The sequence below is a fragment of the Evansella cellulosilytica DSM 2522 genome, from assembly GCF_000177235.2.
GTDB classification, from domain to species: Bacteria; Bacillota; Bacilli; order Bacillales; family Salisediminibacteriaceae; genus Evansella; species Evansella cellulosilytica.
Window position 1 is genome coordinate 2042646 of sequence record NC_014829.1, and the last position, 15910, is coordinate 2058555.

General features: G+C 35.5%; 17 protein-coding genes and 1 pseudogene. All 18 read left to right on the top strand.

What is annotated here, in order from left to right; translation table 11 throughout:
- Positions 1-94 precede the first annotated feature (94 nt).
- Positions 95-367 carry an HU family DNA-binding protein gene (locus BCELL_RS09335; RefSeq protein WP_013488460.1) on the top strand — a complete coding sequence of 91 codons (273 nt, stop codon included), beginning with the start codon at positions 95-97 and terminating at the stop codon, positions 365-367.
- A gap of 346 nt (positions 368-713) precedes the next feature.
- Positions 714-1280: a GTP cyclohydrolase I FolE gene (folE, locus tag BCELL_RS09340; RefSeq protein WP_013488461.1), complete on the top strand. Its 567-nt coding sequence runs from the start codon at positions 714-716 to the stop codon at positions 1278-1280.
- Positions 1281-1367: 87 nt separating this feature from the next.
- Positions 1368-1589, top strand: coding sequence for a trp RNA-binding attenuation protein MtrB (mtrB, locus tag BCELL_RS09345; RefSeq protein WP_013488462.1), 222 nt, complete (start codon positions 1368-1370; stop codon positions 1587-1589).
- A 140-nt stretch (positions 1590-1729) separates the two neighbouring features.
- Positions 1730-2545 (top strand): heptaprenyl diphosphate synthase component 1, encoded by an 816-nt coding sequence (locus BCELL_RS09350; RefSeq protein WP_013488463.1) that lies wholly within the window; start codon positions 1730-1732, stop codon positions 2543-2545.
- Between the two features lie 5 nt (positions 2546-2550).
- Positions 2551-3255 carry a demethylmenaquinone methyltransferase gene (locus tag BCELL_RS09355; protein ID WP_013488464.1) on the top strand — a complete coding sequence of 235 codons (705 nt, stop codon included), beginning with the start codon at positions 2551-2553 and terminating at the stop codon, positions 3253-3255.
- A 33-nt stretch (positions 3256-3288) separates the two neighbouring features.
- Complete coding sequence (locus tag BCELL_RS09360; RefSeq protein WP_013488465.1) at positions 3289-4161, top strand: UbiA-like polyprenyltransferase; 873 nt, start codon at positions 3289-3291, stop codon at positions 4159-4161.
- Positions 4149-4748 (top strand): UbiX family flavin prenyltransferase, encoded by a 600-nt coding sequence (locus tag BCELL_RS09365; RefSeq protein WP_013488466.1) that lies wholly within the window; start codon positions 4149-4151, stop codon positions 4746-4748. Before BCELL_RS09360 ends, BCELL_RS09365 begins: the two co-directional genes overlap by 13 nt.
- A complete protein-coding gene (locus BCELL_RS09370) occupies positions 4720-5607 on the top strand; it encodes a menaquinone biosynthesis protein (RefSeq protein ID WP_245546976.1) in 888 nt (295 codons plus the stop codon). The genes BCELL_RS09365 and BCELL_RS09370 overlap by 29 nt, the downstream gene beginning before the upstream one ends.
- Positions 5608-5621: 14 nt before the next feature.
- Positions 5622-6593 carry a heptaprenyl diphosphate synthase component II gene (gene hepT / locus BCELL_RS09375; protein WP_013488468.1) on the top strand — a complete coding sequence of 324 codons (972 nt, stop codon included), beginning with the start codon at positions 5622-5624 and terminating at the stop codon, positions 6591-6593.
- 335 nt (positions 6594-6928) lie between these two features.
- Positions 6929-7372, top strand: coding sequence for a nucleoside-diphosphate kinase (gene ndk / locus BCELL_RS09380; RefSeq protein WP_013488469.1), 444 nt, complete (start codon positions 6929-6931; stop codon positions 7370-7372).
- Positions 7373-8031: 659 nt separating this feature from the next.
- The gene (locus BCELL_RS09385) at positions 8032-8805 is read left to right on the top strand and encodes a CheR family methyltransferase (protein ID WP_013488470.1); all 774 of its coding nucleotides are present in this window, start codon (positions 8032-8034) and stop codon (positions 8803-8805) included.
- Positions 8806-9018: 213 nt separating this feature from the next.
- On the top strand, positions 9019-10191 hold the full coding sequence (aroC, locus tag BCELL_RS09390; protein ID WP_013488471.1) for a chorismate synthase: 1173 nt from the start codon (positions 9019-9021) through the stop codon (positions 10189-10191).
- Positions 10089-11282 carry a 3-dehydroquinate synthase gene (gene aroB / locus BCELL_RS09395; protein ID WP_245546978.1) on the top strand — a complete coding sequence of 398 codons (1194 nt, stop codon included), beginning with the start codon at positions 10089-10091 and terminating at the stop codon, positions 11280-11282. Before aroC ends, aroB begins: the two co-directional genes overlap by 103 nt.
- Positions 11282-11653 carry a chorismate mutase gene (gene aroH / locus BCELL_RS09400; protein WP_041808801.1) on the top strand — a complete coding sequence of 124 codons (372 nt, stop codon included), beginning with the start codon at positions 11282-11284 and terminating at the stop codon, positions 11651-11653. The genes aroB and aroH overlap by 1 nt, the downstream gene beginning before the upstream one ends.
- 352 nt (positions 11654-12005) lie before the next feature.
- Positions 12006-13514: an anthranilate synthase component I gene (gene trpE, locus BCELL_RS09405; protein ID WP_013488474.1), complete on the top strand. Its 1509-nt coding sequence runs from the start codon at positions 12006-12008 to the stop codon at positions 13512-13514.
- Positions 13511-14527, top strand: coding sequence for an anthranilate phosphoribosyltransferase (trpD, locus tag BCELL_RS09410; protein ID WP_013488475.1), 1017 nt, complete (start codon positions 13511-13513; stop codon positions 14525-14527). Before trpE ends, trpD begins: the two co-directional genes overlap by 4 nt.
- Positions 14524-15315 carry an indole-3-glycerol phosphate synthase TrpC gene (gene trpC, locus BCELL_RS09415; protein ID WP_013488476.1) on the top strand — a complete coding sequence of 264 codons (792 nt, stop codon included), beginning with the start codon at positions 14524-14526 and terminating at the stop codon, positions 15313-15315. Before trpD ends, trpC begins: the two co-directional genes overlap by 4 nt.
- Positions 15299-15904: pseudogene (locus BCELL_RS23280) on the top strand (phosphoribosylanthranilate isomerase); the annotation flags it as partial. The gene trpC and the pseudogene BCELL_RS23280, both read left to right, overlap by 17 nt.
- Positions 15905-15910 lie beyond the last annotated feature (6 nt).

Here is a 15910-nt window from a genome sequence, read left to right on the forward strand (position 1 = left end):
TATCCTATGATTTCAAGGAAAACAAGTATAAAAAGCTTATAATTGTGAAACAAAGGGAATAACAAGACTGAAATTATGGGAGGAGGTGAATGAGATGAATAAGACAGAACTTATCAATGCGGTTGCTGAAAAATCTGATCTTTCAAAGAAGGATGCTACTAGTGCCGTTGATGCAGTCTTTGATGTCATCACTGGTTCTCTACAAAATGGTGAGAAAGTGCAATTAATTGGATTCGGTAACTTTGAAGTACGTGAGCGTGCTGCTCGTAAAGGGCGTAACCCACAAACTGGCGAAGAAATCGAGATTCCTGCAAGTAATGTACCAGCATTCAAACCTGGTAAAGCCCTAAAAGATGCTGTTAAATAACATACATACGGGCTATTGAAATAGAAAGAAGAACCACACTCTGTGGTTCTTTTTTTCTAGAAAGATAAGATAGTATAAATTTGGAGATGAATTGATGCCACGCGTAGTAGCACGAAGAGTGCTACTTTAAAGACATGTGGTATCATTTTTTCACTGCTTCTAAGAAAAGAGAGGTTGACTCAAAAGGTAAAAAATCGACCTTTTCAGTCAACCTCTTTTTTTTTTAGAAAACAATTTTACAAATGCATTCAAACATAACAAGTAAGCTTGCTTGTATTCATTCACTTGATTATGCTAGAATTTTAACGAAATTCGTTTACATATAATTTCGAATGGAGGAAATAAAATGAGTCAGGTAGACCATCAAAAAATACAACAAGCCGTTACGATGATATTAGAAGCCATTGGAGAAGATCCAAATAGAGAAGGATTACTTGATACACCAAAAAGAGTAGCAAGAATGTATGAAGAAGTGTTTGAAGGAGTGAAGCAAGATCCTAAAGAACACTTTGCAACTGTATTTGGTGAGGATCACGAGGAATTGGTATTAGTAAAGGACATACCATTTTATTCAATGTGTGAGCATCATCTAGTTCCTTTTTATGGGAAAGCCCATATAGGGTATATACCAAAGGGCGGAAAAGTAACAGGATTAAGTAAGCTTGCAAGAGCATTAGAGGCAGTTACTCGTAGACCTCAGTTACAGGAAAGAATTACTTCCACTGTAGCCGATTCGATAGTAGATACATTGGAGCCATTAGGGGTTATCGTCGTAGTTGAGGCAGAGCATATGTGCATGACGATGCGTGGAGTGAAGAAACCTGGTTCTAAGACAGTAACATCGGCTGTTAGAGGGGCATTTGAAAACAATCCAGCAGCGAGGGCAGAAGTACTTTCTTTAATTAAAGAATAATGTAAAATACTGAAAAAATGCTATTTATTTATATTCCCGTATTTTATAGTTAAAGTATGTCTAAATAATTTTAAGGGGAGATAGCCAATGGCACAAACAAATGAGTATATTGTAATTAAAGCAAAAGAAGATGGTGTAAATGTAATCGGATTAACAAGAGGTTCAGATACACGGTTTCACCATTCGGAAAAACTTGATAAAAATGAAATAATGATTGCGCAATTTACTGAGCATACGTCTGCTATCAAGATTCGAGGAAAAGCAACGGTTCAAACAGCTCATGGTGAAATGGATAATGATTCTAAGTAGATACCCTGCAATTGTCAAAATGGAGAAAACTAACAACCATTTTGAAAGTGACGAGCGCTTATCCAGAGCTAACAATTGTGTTATAATAAAAAAAGACTTTGTGAAATAATAATTAGAGATTACCTTTGGGGGTCCGTCGAATGTCATCTACTTATTTGTACAGCGAAGAATTAAAAAGTATTATCGATAGCTTTTATACGAAGATAAAGCATCCTTATTTACAAAAGTACATAGAAGATCCACAAATAGACGCTGATCAAGCTGTTATTTTATACATGATGTTGAAAGAGAAGAAAGTTGATCAGGCTTATATTAGTCAATGTATACTAACTACAATTCTTGTACAAGCTGCTTTAGATACGCATGAACAAGTGAGCGTAGATGAGCTACAAAATGAAACAAATAGAAAAAAGAGACAGCTAAAAGTTCTAGCTGGAGATTATTACAGTAGTTTGTATTATTCCGTTCTTTCAAAGGTTGATGACGTTACTTTAATTAAAGTTCTTGCAAAGTCGATCCAAGAAATTAATGAATCGAAAATGAATGTGTATAAAAATAAAATAAAGAAGATTCAAGCTGGGTTTGACGATGTGAGGACAATAGATACTTCGCTATTACGAAATATTGCAAATATGCTTCAAATGTCTGAGTGGAAAAACGTGATTGAGGAGTTTTTCTTTCTAAAGCGACTATTAAAGGAAAGATTTTTATGGCTTGATAAAGGGATGAAAGGTTCTTTAGTGGACATGCTGCTTTATGAAGTTAGTGAGACTGATAAGAATACTGAATATAGGGGCCAATTACTAGCTCGCTTTGACCGACATATAGAAGTTACGAAAGATAAATTATTGCATATTTCCAAGGATTGGGTTGTAAATGCAACCTTTCTTCAAAAAAGGGTACACGAATTATTAGTTGAGAATAAATATGAGCATTGGGTGATGGAGGAAGGATAAGAGCTATGACGCAATCGAAGGAAGAAAAAGTACACCAAGTTTTTGAAAACATCTATACGAACTATGACAAGATGAATTCGATCATTAGTTTTCAACGACATATTGCTTGGCGAAAAGATACGATGAAGCGAATGAATGTGAAAGAAGGGGCAAAAGCATTAGATGTTTGCTGTGGAACAGCGGATTGGTCGATTGCTCTTGGTGAGGCAGTAGGGGAAACTGGTGAAGTGATTGGGTTAGATTTTAGTAAGAATATGCTTTCGATTGGTAAGAAAAAGGTAGAGGAATTGAAACTCTCTCAAGTGAATCTTATCCATGGGAATGCTATGTCCTTGCCATTTGAAGATAATACTTTTGATTACGTTACTATTGGGTTCGGATTAAGAAACGTACCAGACTACCTTAAAGCACTACAAGAAATGAAGAGGGTAGTTAGGCCTGGTGGACTTGTCGTTTGCCTTGAAACATCCCAACCAACGCTAATAGGCTTTAAACAGATGTATTGGTTATATTTTAAATATATTATGCCATTGTTTGGAAAAATATTTGCAAAAAGTTATCAGGAATACTCTTGGTTACAGGAGTCTACCGAAACCTTTCCAAATAAAAAAGAATTAGCAAAATTATTTTATGAAGCTGGATTTAATGAAGTAAACTTCAAATCATATTCTGCAGGTGTAGCAGCTGCACACTTTGCTAAAAAAAATTAAACTGTTATCGTAAAAACAAAATGGGGAACTTTAATGAAAAAATTAAAAATTATTTTAGAGATGATAAAGTTTAAGCATACAATTTTTGCTTTACCTTTTGCATTTTTAGGAGCTGTATTAGGAAGTTTATTGATGACTGGGGGTTGGCCATCAATTGCTGAATGGATTTGGATTACGTTAGCAATGGTTGGTGCGAGAAGTGCAGCGATGTCATTGAATCGGCTCATTGATGCAAATATTGATAAAGACAATCCTAGAACCGCATCTCGAGCAATTCCTGCTGGACTAATTTCTAGAGTAGAAACTGTTGGATTTATTATTTTTTCTTTTGCACTTTTATTTTTTTCTGCTTATCAATTAAATATGCTTGCTGTGTATTTATTACCTTTAACAGTATTCTTTTTAGTATTTTATTCCTATACGAAGCGTTTTACATGGGCGTGCCATATTTTTTTAGGTATAACAATTGGTCTTGCTCCACTTGGGGGTTGGGTTGGTGCAACAGGATCTTTAACAACTTGGGTACCTTACGTTTTATTTATTGCCGTAGCACTATGGACTGCCGGGTTTGATGTCATTTATGCTACACAAGACACTAAATATGACAAGAAGGTAAAGCTACATTCCATTCCTAGTCGATTCGGTATAGGAAAAGCTTTACTACTAGCGAAAGTCTTTCATATTGTTAGCTTTATAGCTATGGTGGTATTGTTTTTCATTACTCCTTTAGGATGGATTTATTTAATAGGTGTCTTAATTGCAGGTGGATTAATGGCATATGAACATTCGTTAGTATCACCACAAGATTTATCTAAAGTGAATGTCGCGTTCTTTACTATGAACGGTATTATAAGTCTAGTAATGTTAGCATTTACGATTGGAGATTTACTTCTATGGACAACCTAAGTAAAAAAGTGTTTGCTGTTGGCATAACTGGAGCAAGTGGTGCAATATACGGTGTGAGGCTTGTAAAAGCTTTATTAAAACAAAAACATGACGTACACTTGTTAATGACTGAAGCAGCTTGGCAAGTATTTTATTATGAATTACAAGTAAACATAGAGGACAGGAAAAAGTGTCTCAATGAGGTGTTTGGTGTTAGTGAGCATTTGTATTTCCATACGCAACAAGACTTTTCCGCACCAATCGCAAGTGGATCAGCGAAGAACGATGGTATGATTATTATCCCTTGTTCAATGGGAACACTCGCAAAAATTGCTCACGGTATTTCAGGGAATTTATTAGAGAGAACAGCTGATGTGATGTTGAAAGAGCGACGGAAATTAATTGTAGTACCTAGAGAAACTCCTCTGCACTCGGTCCACTTAGAAAACATGAAGAGAATAAGTGATCAAGGTGGGCAAATAGTCCCTGCTATGCCGGGATTTTATCATAACCCTACTTCCATGGACGATTTGATAAACTTTGTAGTAGGAAAAGTTTTAGATCAACTGGAAGTAGAACATGATTTATTTGAAAGGTGGGGAGATTAGGATGGGGTTGGCAATCGGAGAAATTTCATATACTAATATACTCCCTTTCTTTTATTATGTAGACCGATTTTTTTTAGGGCAAAATGGATGTACATTTATCCCTAAAGTTCCTTCTGAATTAAATGATGGGATGGAGAAGGGAGTCATTGATGTCGGTGGTATTTCTTCCTTTTCCTATGGGGAGAATTATGAAGAATATATGCTGCTTCCGAATTTTTCTGTTTCTTCACCAAGAGAAGTTGGTTCAATTTTTTTATTTTCAAAACTACCAATAACCGAGCTACATAACAAAACAATTGCACTTACTTCAAGTTCAGCAACTTCTGTTAACTTATTAAAGATCATATTACAGAAGTTTTATTCATTGGAAGTCTCCTATGTGACGATGGAGCCAGACTATGACAGTATGTTAAAAGAATATGATGCTTGTTTACTTATTGGTGACGACGCCATCACTGCATCATGGAATAAACGAGAAGATATTCACAAATATGATCTAGGGACAATTTGGGAACACTTCACTGGATACCCAATGACATATGCGGTATTTGCAGTAAGAAAAAGTGCATGTGAGAAACACCCAATCCTTTTAGATTATTTATATAAACAGTTTTTATATAGTAAAACGACTTCCATTCATAATCATTTTGAAGAAATTATTTATTCTATTCAAAAGCAGCTAGGTGGAAAGAAATCTTTTTGGAAAAACTATTATCACGGACTTAATTATGATCTAACAGAGCGACATGTAGCAGGTCTTTATCATTATTTTAACTTAGCATACGAAATGAATCTTTTAGAAAATAAAGTCGCTAATATATCCTTTTGGAGTCCAACAAAGCATAGTCATTCCGTATAACAAGGTGGCCAAATATGAAATTAACTGATATTTATTGGGATTATAAACCTGATATTAATAAAATTGAAAAAGAAATAGAGTTAAATATAGATGCGAATCACCCTATTCTTCAAGAAGCTTCATCACACCTTTTGAAGGCTGGGGGAAAGCGAATTCGCCCTGTATTTGTTCTGTTATCTGCGCAGTTTGGAGAATATAATATAGAAGAAATCAAAAATATAGGTGTTGCCCTAGAAATGATTCATATGGCATCTCTTGTACATGATGACGTCGTTGATGATGCTGATCTAAGAAGGGGTAAGAAGACCATCAAATCAAAATGGGATAATAGGGTGGCAATGTATACTGGTGATTATATCTTTGCAAAGGCAGTGGAAATTGCAACATATTATGATACACCCGATATACATAAAATATTATCACATGCTCTTGTTGAGATGTGCATTGGTGAAGTAGAACAAATTCGTGATCAATATGATTGGAACCAAAATCTTCGCATGTATTTTAGACGCATTAAAAGGAAAACCGCTCTTTTAATAGCGATAAGCTGTCAATTAGGTGCAATTGCTTCAGGAGCACCTGAAGCACATGTTAGAGCATTATCACGATTTGGTTATAACGTAGGGATGGCTTTTCAAATTACGGATGATATTCTTGATTTTGTTGGTACTGAGAAAGAGCTAGGAAAACCTGCTGGAAGTGATTTGTTACAAGGTAATATTACTTTGCCAGCTTTATATGCTATGTGCCGATGTGATGATGTTAAAGGACGAATTATCCACCACTTAGATGAGAATGTCATGGATAAAAAAGAAATGGGTGAAACAATCTCATTAATAAAAGATACTGGGGCCATTGATTTCTCCAAAAACATAGCGGACCGGTATTTAATGAAATCAATAGAAGCATTAAATCAGCTTCCAGATAGTAAAGCAAAAACAGCACTACAAAAAATTGCAAATTACATAGGTGATCGAAAGTTTTAAAGTAATTAATGATAAAAATGAACCTGAAATACTCTTAACAGAGTCTCTTTCGGTTCTTTTTTATGCATGGCTATGTTAAACTTTGTAGTTGATTTTCGCTTCAGTACGCTCGCTTACTTCGGGCACCGCACCCTGCGGGATTTTCAGCTCACAACCTGTCTCTTCCTCTACATGCAATGCTCTGGAGTTGTATCCGTCGAGACAACTCGAAGCTTAATCTTGATGTAACGCTCGTCGCAGGGTGATCTTTGAGTCAATCTCTTAATTGAGGATATCGAAATATTCTGGTATAATTTAGCTCGGGCTTCCAAAACTTAACAAGGGGGATTTTTAAAATGGAACGTACTTTCATAATGGTGAAACCAGATGGTGTCCAACGTAATTTAGTAGGAAGTATTATTTCGCGGTTTGAATTAAAAGGCTTTTCATTAGTAGGTTCAAAATTGTTAACGGTTTCAAATGAACTAGCAGAGGCACATTATGCAGAGCATAAAAACCGTCCATTCTTTGGAGATCTCGTTAATTTTATTACTTCTGGACCTGTCTTTGCAATGGTTTTGGAAGGCGATGGAGTCATAGCTGAGGCGAGAAAAATGATGGGTAAAACAAATCCACAAGAAGCAATGCCAGGAACGATACGAGGCGACTTTGGTATACATATGTCTAGAAACGTCATTCATGGCTCAGATTCCCAAGAAAGTGCACAAAGGGAGATTAGTTTATTTTTCAGAAGTGATGAACTCGTATCATATAATAAGACAATTTCAAAATGGATATGAGGGTTGTCGTCCGATAAAGGGGCCTAATAATTCCAAAGTGGACAATTTAATAGCGTTCGCATACTAAACAATAATGAGCGAATTACAAAAACACGAACGAATATACATGAGAAAACTCTTTAAAGGAATCTCTCGATGAGTCAACAACGACAAGTCTTTACTTATTTAGTACAATCACCATAAATATTTTTTTCTATAGGCTGACTAAAATGGTTATCACGACCTTTTAGTCAGCCACATTTTTTTTTGAGAGGTATTTTTTTAGTATTATGAGTATTGAATTATGTATCTCAAAGAATACTTGAGTAGAATAATATAAGGTACAGGACAGGAAAACGAGTTAAGACCATTTTGATATAGTCCCTCTTAAAGACATGCCCAAGGCCCGAGCATATACTTTTTACTTCTTGAATTCTCTCTGAACTGTCTCGACAGATGCAGCTTCGGAACGGAAGTTATTAAGGAAATATTTTTAATGAAAGATATTATTCTTAGACATTGACCTTTGATAGAAAGTGAAATATGACATTGATTCACTTGTAAAAAAGATTACAAAAAGAAAAATAAGTTAAAATCATAAAACATGTCTATAAAGATACGGTGAAATCAGCTATATTATAATAAAGTATAAAAAAATGGTCGAACAATGGAGGAACTGTATGTCTGATTACGAACGATTTATAGACGGGATAAAACAATTAACAGGAATAGACCTATCATTATATAAAGAGGGGCAAATGAAGAGAAGATTAACTACTTTGCGTGACAAGCGAGGCTTTCATTCCTTCTTAGATTATTATCATTCGTTAATAAAAGATAAGGAGCTTTTTGAAGAGTTTTTACAGAGAATGACAATAAATGTATCCGAGTTTTATAGAAATCCTAAACGTTGGGAAGTGTTAGAAGATAAAATTCTTCCGAATCTCATACAGCAAGATAAGAAGTTTAAAGCATGGAGTGCAGCGTGTTCGACTGGTGAGGAACCATACACATTGTCGATGATTCTACAACAAAAAATACCTTTAAATAACATCGATATATTAGCAACTGATCTAGATACATTTATACTTGAAAGAGCGAAAGTAGGTTTTTATACCGATCGGTCGATAAAAGATGTACCAAACAAAATGTTATCTAACTACTTTGAAAAAGATGATATAGGCTATAAAGTAAAAGATAGTGTAAAAAAACCAATAACATTCACAAGACAAAATTTATTAGCGGATACATTTGGTTCAAATTATGATTTAATTATATGTCGGAATGTTATGATCTATTTTACAGAAGAAGCGAAGGATATTTTATACAAAAAATTTAGTGCTGCATTAAAGCCTGGTGGTATATTATTTGTTGGTAGTACGGAGCAAATATTCAATCCACAGCAGTATCAGTTTGTTTCTGAAGACACATTTTTCTATAAAAAAGCATTGTAAATTAAGGCCATTATTAATATTAGCATGAAGATACACTATTGATACTCTGAATCATTTTTAGTAGGTAAGATTAAGTGGTAAAATATACATTTACAAGAGGGAATATAATTTTTTGTAAATAAACTCTTGAAAAACAACATAAAATCACGCACAATGATACTTAATAACATTTTAATGCGTAAAAGCGATAAAGAAAGTTGAGGGAGATATTTAATGAGATTTTTAACAGCAGGTGAATCACATGGACCAGAGTTAACTGCGATTATTGAAGGAGTACCAAGCCATCTTCCTTTAACAGAGGAACAAATAAATATACACCTAAAAAGAAGACAGCAAGGATATGGACGTGGACGCCGAATGCAAATTGAAACGGATCGTGTCCGTATTACGAGTGGGGTAAGGCATGGGAAAACTACTGGTGCACCGATTACGCTCCATGTAGAAAATAAAGATTGGAAGCATTGGGATAAAATCATGGGATCAGCACCACTTACTCCTGAAGAGGAAAAGGAAGTAAAAAGAAAAATCACTCGTCCAAGACCGGGGCATGCTGATTTAAATGGTGCCATTAAATACCGTCATAGAGATATGCGTAACGTATTGGAGAGATCCTCAGCAAGAGAGACGACTGTGAGGGTTGCTGTTGGTGCTGTTGCACAGGTTTTGTTAAATGAGTGTAATATACAGCTATGTGGCCATGTTATCGAAATTGGCGATGTGAAATCTAAACAACGTGTATTTAACTCTATTCAAGATTTAAAGGATCAATCAGAGTCTTCTGAGGTTAGATGTATTGACCCAGAAGCAAGTCAGCAAATGAAAATAGCAATCGATCAAGCGAAAGATAACGGGGATTCTATAGGTGGAATTGTCGAGGTAGTTGCTGAGAACTTGCCGGTTGGTTTAGGAAGTTACGTGCACTATGATCGAAAATTAGATGGTAAAATAGCCCAAGCAGTCATGAGTATTAACGCTTTTAAAGGTGTAGAAGTTGGTGTCGGCTTTGAGGCTGCTAGAATGTTAGGAAGCGATGTGCATGATGAAATTATATATACTGATGAACATGGGTTTTCTCGCAAAACAAATCGTTTAGGTGGTTTTGAGGGGGGAATGACGAACGGAATGCCAGTTGTCGTTCGAGGTGCAATGAAGCCAATCCCAACCTTATATAAACCGTTACAAAGTGTAGATATTGATACGAAAGAGACTTTTTCCGCAAGTATAGAAAGATCGGATAGCTGTGCAGTACCTGCAGCGGCAGTTGTGTGTGAAGCTGCAGTAGCATGGGAGCTGGCCAATGGGTTGTTAGAAAAATTTGGTTCGGATACGATGGAAGAAATAAAGCAGCAGTTGGAGGATTACAACGAAAAAGCGAGGCGCTTCTAATGAATGGAGCTAAGTTACAAGTCAAGGCAACTTCTCATGAATACCCTATAATCATTGAGTGTGGTTGCCATAAGCAAGTGTTCAAAAAAATAAATGAGTATGTTGACATGAAACCATCTGCATATTTTATTATTACAGATGAACTTGTGTCCCATCATTATTTGACTGCTGTAAAGGCTTCTTTTCCTAATACAATACCACTTTACACATATGTCATTACTCCTGGTGAGCAATCTAAATCATTTTGTTCGTATGAGGAAGTGATGACTGCTGCATTGCAAAACAAGTTAGATAGAAAGTCTATGATAATAGCACTCGGTGGTGGTGTTGTTGGAGATTTAGCAGGTTTTGTAGCGGCAACGTATATGCGTGGTGTTCCTTTTGTTCAAATCCCAACTACACTTTTGGCTCATGATAGTAGTGTTGGTGGAAAAGTTGGAATAAATCATGAACTAGGAAAAAATATGGTTGGTGCCTTTCATGCACCTTCACTAGTGCTTTATGATCCCGAATGTTTGTTGACTTTACCAGAGAAAGAGTGGAGATCTGGATTTGCTGAAGTAATTAAACATGGATTTATCGCAGACCCATCTTTCTTAAATTGGTTAGAAGGTAATATATCCTCGTTTTCTAATTGGGATATGAATATATTAACAAAGTTGTTAAGAGATTCAATTGCTGTGAAAGCTAGAATTGTTGAAGAAGATGAAAAGGAAAAAGGAATTCGTGCCTTTTTAAATTTTGGGCATACGCTCGGTCATGCTATAGAAGCAGAGCTTGGATATGGAAATATGAGTCATGGTGAGGCTGTAGTAATCGGAATGTTATTTGCTTTTAAGCTAAGTGAAGAATATTATGGGAATGAGCTTAACTATGATCGCTATTTTAGTAAGTTAGTAAATTTAGGCTATGATTTAAATATTCCGAAAACATTAACAGCCGAGCGTTTATTAGAACGAATGAAAGTAGATAAAAAAGCACATAGTCAATCGATTCATTTTGTTCTTTTAAAAGAGATAGGGGAACCAGAGCTCGTCAAAATAAATGAAAAAGATTTATATGATCTTCTGCAAAGAGAGGTGTCCAAATGATGGTGAGAGGAATAAGGGGGGCTATTACTGTTGAGGAAAATGATAGAAAAGAAATCATTCTAGCGACAGCAAAATTAGCTGAACGAATGCAAGAAGAAAATAAATATCACCCTAGCGATGTCTCGCATATACTTATTACTACGACAAATGATTTGAATGCAGCATTTCCTGCTGTCGGATTAAGGGAATTAGAAGGATACGAACTTGTACCTGTAATGTGTGCACAAGAAATCCCCGTTCCAAATAGTCTAGAAAAGTGTATAAGAATAATGGCCACAGTAAACACAAATAAACAACAACATGAAGTTCAGCACATATATTTGGAAAAAGCAATTCAATTAAGGCCAGATTTATCCTTGACAAAAGATTGATAATCACGTTAGGATATTTACAAGACTAATTTGTATTATCAGAATATTATTTATATGTATAAGGTTAGAAATTTACAAGAAGACGAGATGAGAGTAGAGAAAAGCTGAGAAGAGTTGAGGAGAGCGGAGTAGAGATTGAAGGCGATTTAAAGCGTCTACCACTCCGGTAGATGCTTTTATTTTCAAAAAAAGTTTAATGATTTAAAGCGTCGATGCTTCGAAGTATTACGCCCCACACTTTGCCTCCTTGATTCAATCACAAATGTTTACTTTATTAGTGTTCTTGTTGTGTTTCCTATTATCAGCAACAGCATGAATCAATAATAATGTAAAAGAAAAAGAGGTGGATCATGTGATTGAAACAAGTTTTGAAGAATTTAAAAGCCATGCAGTAAAATTTGATACGATTCCTATATCTACAACAATTGTTGCAGATACAAAAACCCCAATTCAATTATTTCAACTATTTAATGAACATGCAGCATTTATTTTGGAAAGCAAAGATCCTATATCAGCGTGGTCAAATTACTCTTTTATAGGGTTATCTCCAAACTACTTTTTAGTAGAAAAAGAAAAAAAGTTCCGTCTTGAAGGTAAAGGAGGGGAACTACATTTTGAAAAAGATAGCTTCCAAGAAGCATGGGATGAAAGTTTAAGAAAATTAAATGTTGCCCCAATTTGGCCTGATTTCCCTTTTCCAGGAGGGGCTGTTGGATATTTTACATTTGAATCGTACTCACTTTATGAAACTAAAATTCCAAAAAATAATTTGCAAGAAACAGATGTCAATCTTGTGTTTTGTGAGACTATCCTTGTTTATGATCACCAAAAAGAAGAGTTAAGTATCATCCATTTACAAAATACAAAGTCTCGTAATGTTGAACAGAGCTACAAAGAAGGAGAAAGATGTATTCAACAACTATTATCTAAAATACAAAGTGGTGCACAAGAAGAGTCGCCAACAATTTTACCAATGAATCTTCCTTCTAATATAGATGTGTTTGAAGGGGTAAATTCAAATTACGAAAAAAATACTTTTTTAAATCATGTAAATAAATTGAAACAATATATTGAAGCTGGTGACGTTTTTCAAGGTGTTTTGTCACAAAGGTTTGATGTTCCTGTACAATCGTCAGGATTAGATTTATATAGAGTATTAAGAAAAGTAAACCCTTCCCCCTATTTATATTATTTACGTGTAGGGGAGCAAGAAATTATTGGAAGTTCTCCAGAGAGATTAATAAAAGTTGATACAAACCGTGAACTTGAAATACATCCAATAGCAGGGACTAGACCACGAGGGAGTACAGAGCAGGAAGATAGAGCGTTAGCAGACGATTTATTACATGATGAGAAAGAAAAAGCAGAGCATTTAATGCTTGTTGATCTTGCGAGAAATGACATTGGTAGAGTAAGTGAATTTTCTTCCGTAAAAGTAGAAGAAATGATGACAGTTACTCACTTTTCTCATGTTATGCATTTAATTTCAAAAGTAAAAGGTGTATTAAGTAAGAAAAGTGATCCATTTGAAGCGTTGTTTGCTGCTCATCCAGCTGGAACGGTATCTGGAGCGCCGAAAGTAAGGGCAGTTGAGATAATACGAGAGTTAGAAACGGATAGACGTGGTGTTTATGCAGGTGCGATAGCATACTGTGGGTTTAATGGAGCAATAGATTCTTGTATTGCGATTCGAACGATCTTACTAAAAGATGGTATTGCATCTGTTCAGGCTGGAGCGGGCATTGTTTACGATTCCATCCCTGAGAATGAGTACGAAGAAACGCGGAACAAAGCAAGAGCGTTATTATATGCAATAAAAATTGCAGAAAGGCGTTTCAAAGCAGAGGAGGTTTTAAAATGAGAGAATTGATTGAGAAGCTTGTTAATAAACATACATTATCCGAAGCAGAAGCGGAAAATTTAATTTTACTCATGTTAAATGGAGAAGTAAGCGATGAACAAATTGCTTCGATTTTATCAATCATTCGCTTTCGAGGAGAAACGGTAGAGGAAATAGTTGGTTTTGCGAAAGGGATGAAAAAAACGTGTTCTCAAATCTCGCCTCCCTTTTCGGTTTTGGATACTTGTGGAACAGGAGGCGATGGCGTAGGAACATACAATATTTCAACAGCAGTGGCAATTTTATTGAGTTCATTAAATATTCCAGTAGCAAAGCATGGAAATAGAGGTGTGTCTTCAAAAACAGGGAGTGCAGATGTATTAGAATACTTACAAATTCCTATTCAAGCTACAAATGAAGATGCTTTAATTAATTTAGAAAAATATAACCTGTGCTTCTTATTTGCGCCTAAATATCATTCAGCGATGAAGCATGTGATGAAGGCAAGGAAGGAATTATCAATAAAAACGATTTTTAATCTACTAGGGCCTCTCACGAACCCCGCTGGTGCAACTAGAAGGTTGATTGGTGTGTACAGTGTAGATCAAGCGAGAAAGATGGCGGAAGCATCTATTAAGCTAGGTATAGAAAAAGCTTTATTTGTTACAGGGGAGGATGGACTAGACGAATTTACGATAACAGGTGCGACAAATGTTATTGAAGTAAACGGTGATAGTATCCAAGAATATTTAGTAACACCTGAAGATGTAGGAATACAAAGAGGAGATATATCAAATACGCTCGTTCAATCTCCAGAAGAAAGTGCTGCATTGATTAGGTCTGTTTTTAATAAAAAAGGTCCAAAAGAAGCGGAAGATATCCTTCTCCTGAATGCTGGAGCAGCCCTATATGTATATGGAGTATCCGAAACCATTAAAGAAGGGGTTCAAGAAGCGAAAATGGCGTTAGGAGAAACGGTAATTAAACAATTAGATATTTTATCACAGCTAAAAGGGGAGGTGCCTTCAGCATGACAACAATTTTAGACACAATAGTAGCCCATAAGAAACAAGAAGTAAAGGAAAGATCGTATCAGTTTTCTGAAGACCGTGAGTATAATAAAAGATCTTTTCTAGAAGCACTGCAAAATCCAAATAGAAGTATGGGGATTATTGCGGAAGTGAAAAAAGCGAGTCCCTCAAAAGGCGTACTTGTAGATCAGTTTTCCCCTGTAGACATTGCTAGAGAATACGATAAAATCAATATTGATGCAATATCAGTTTTAACTGATGAACGATTTTTTCAAGGTCATGACTCTTATTTGATGGCTGTGAAAGAATGTACATCTGTACCGGTATTACGTAAGGAATTCATTGTTGATGAGAAACAAATCTATGAATCGAAAGCAATTGGGGCAGATGCAATTTTATTAATCGCAGCTATTTTAGATAAACAACAAATAAAAGAATATATGGCAATTGCTGAAGAATTGGATTTAGATGTGTTGATGGAAGTGCATGATGAGGCTGAAATTGAAAAAGTTTTAAGCACTGCTAAACCGAAAATGATTGGAGTAAATAATAGAAATTTAAAAACATTCGAAACAACGTTAGAAACAACAAAGTTACTTGCCAAGTATATTTCAGATGATGTCACCTTGATTAGTGAAAGTGGTATTAAAAGTTCTAAGGATGTTCAGTTTTTGTCAAACTTAGGTGTCAATGGTCTCTTAGTGGGAGAAGCATTTATGAAAGAGAAAAATAAAGGAGATATGTTGTCACAATGGTTTATGGAGGCAGCCTCTCATGACTACACTTCTTAAGTTTTGCGGAATTACAAATTTTAAAGATTATGACAAAGCAGTTGAAAGTGGTGTAGATTATATAGGTGTAATTTTTGCAAAGAGTAAAAGACAAGTGAAGGCTGAGGATGTGAAACAATGGACATTGAGGAAACCTTTACAGTCTCATCAAAGACTCGTAGGGGTTTTTGTTAATGAGCGAGAAAGTGTCATAAAGAAGATCGCGACAACGTGTAATCTAGATATAGTTCAATGTCATGGAACGGAAAAACGAGATGAAATAAGCAAATTAAAAGAAAACATACAAGCACAAATTTTCAAAACTATTCACCATCATGAAAAGGCGTTGTTGACGATGAGGGAGTATAAAGGCACTGTAGACGGCTTTGTTATTGATACGAAAACAGATGCTGAATGGGGAGGAACTGGGATACGTTTTGATTGGAATAGTATTCCGAAGTATCAATTCGAAGCACTGAGTCAACGAGTGCCTTGTATGATTGCTGGTGGAGTGAAAGTGGATAATATTGATGAACTAATGACTTATAATCCTATCGGTATCGATGTTTCATCAGGGATTGAAACAAACGGGATAAAAGACGAAAGGAAGATGGCA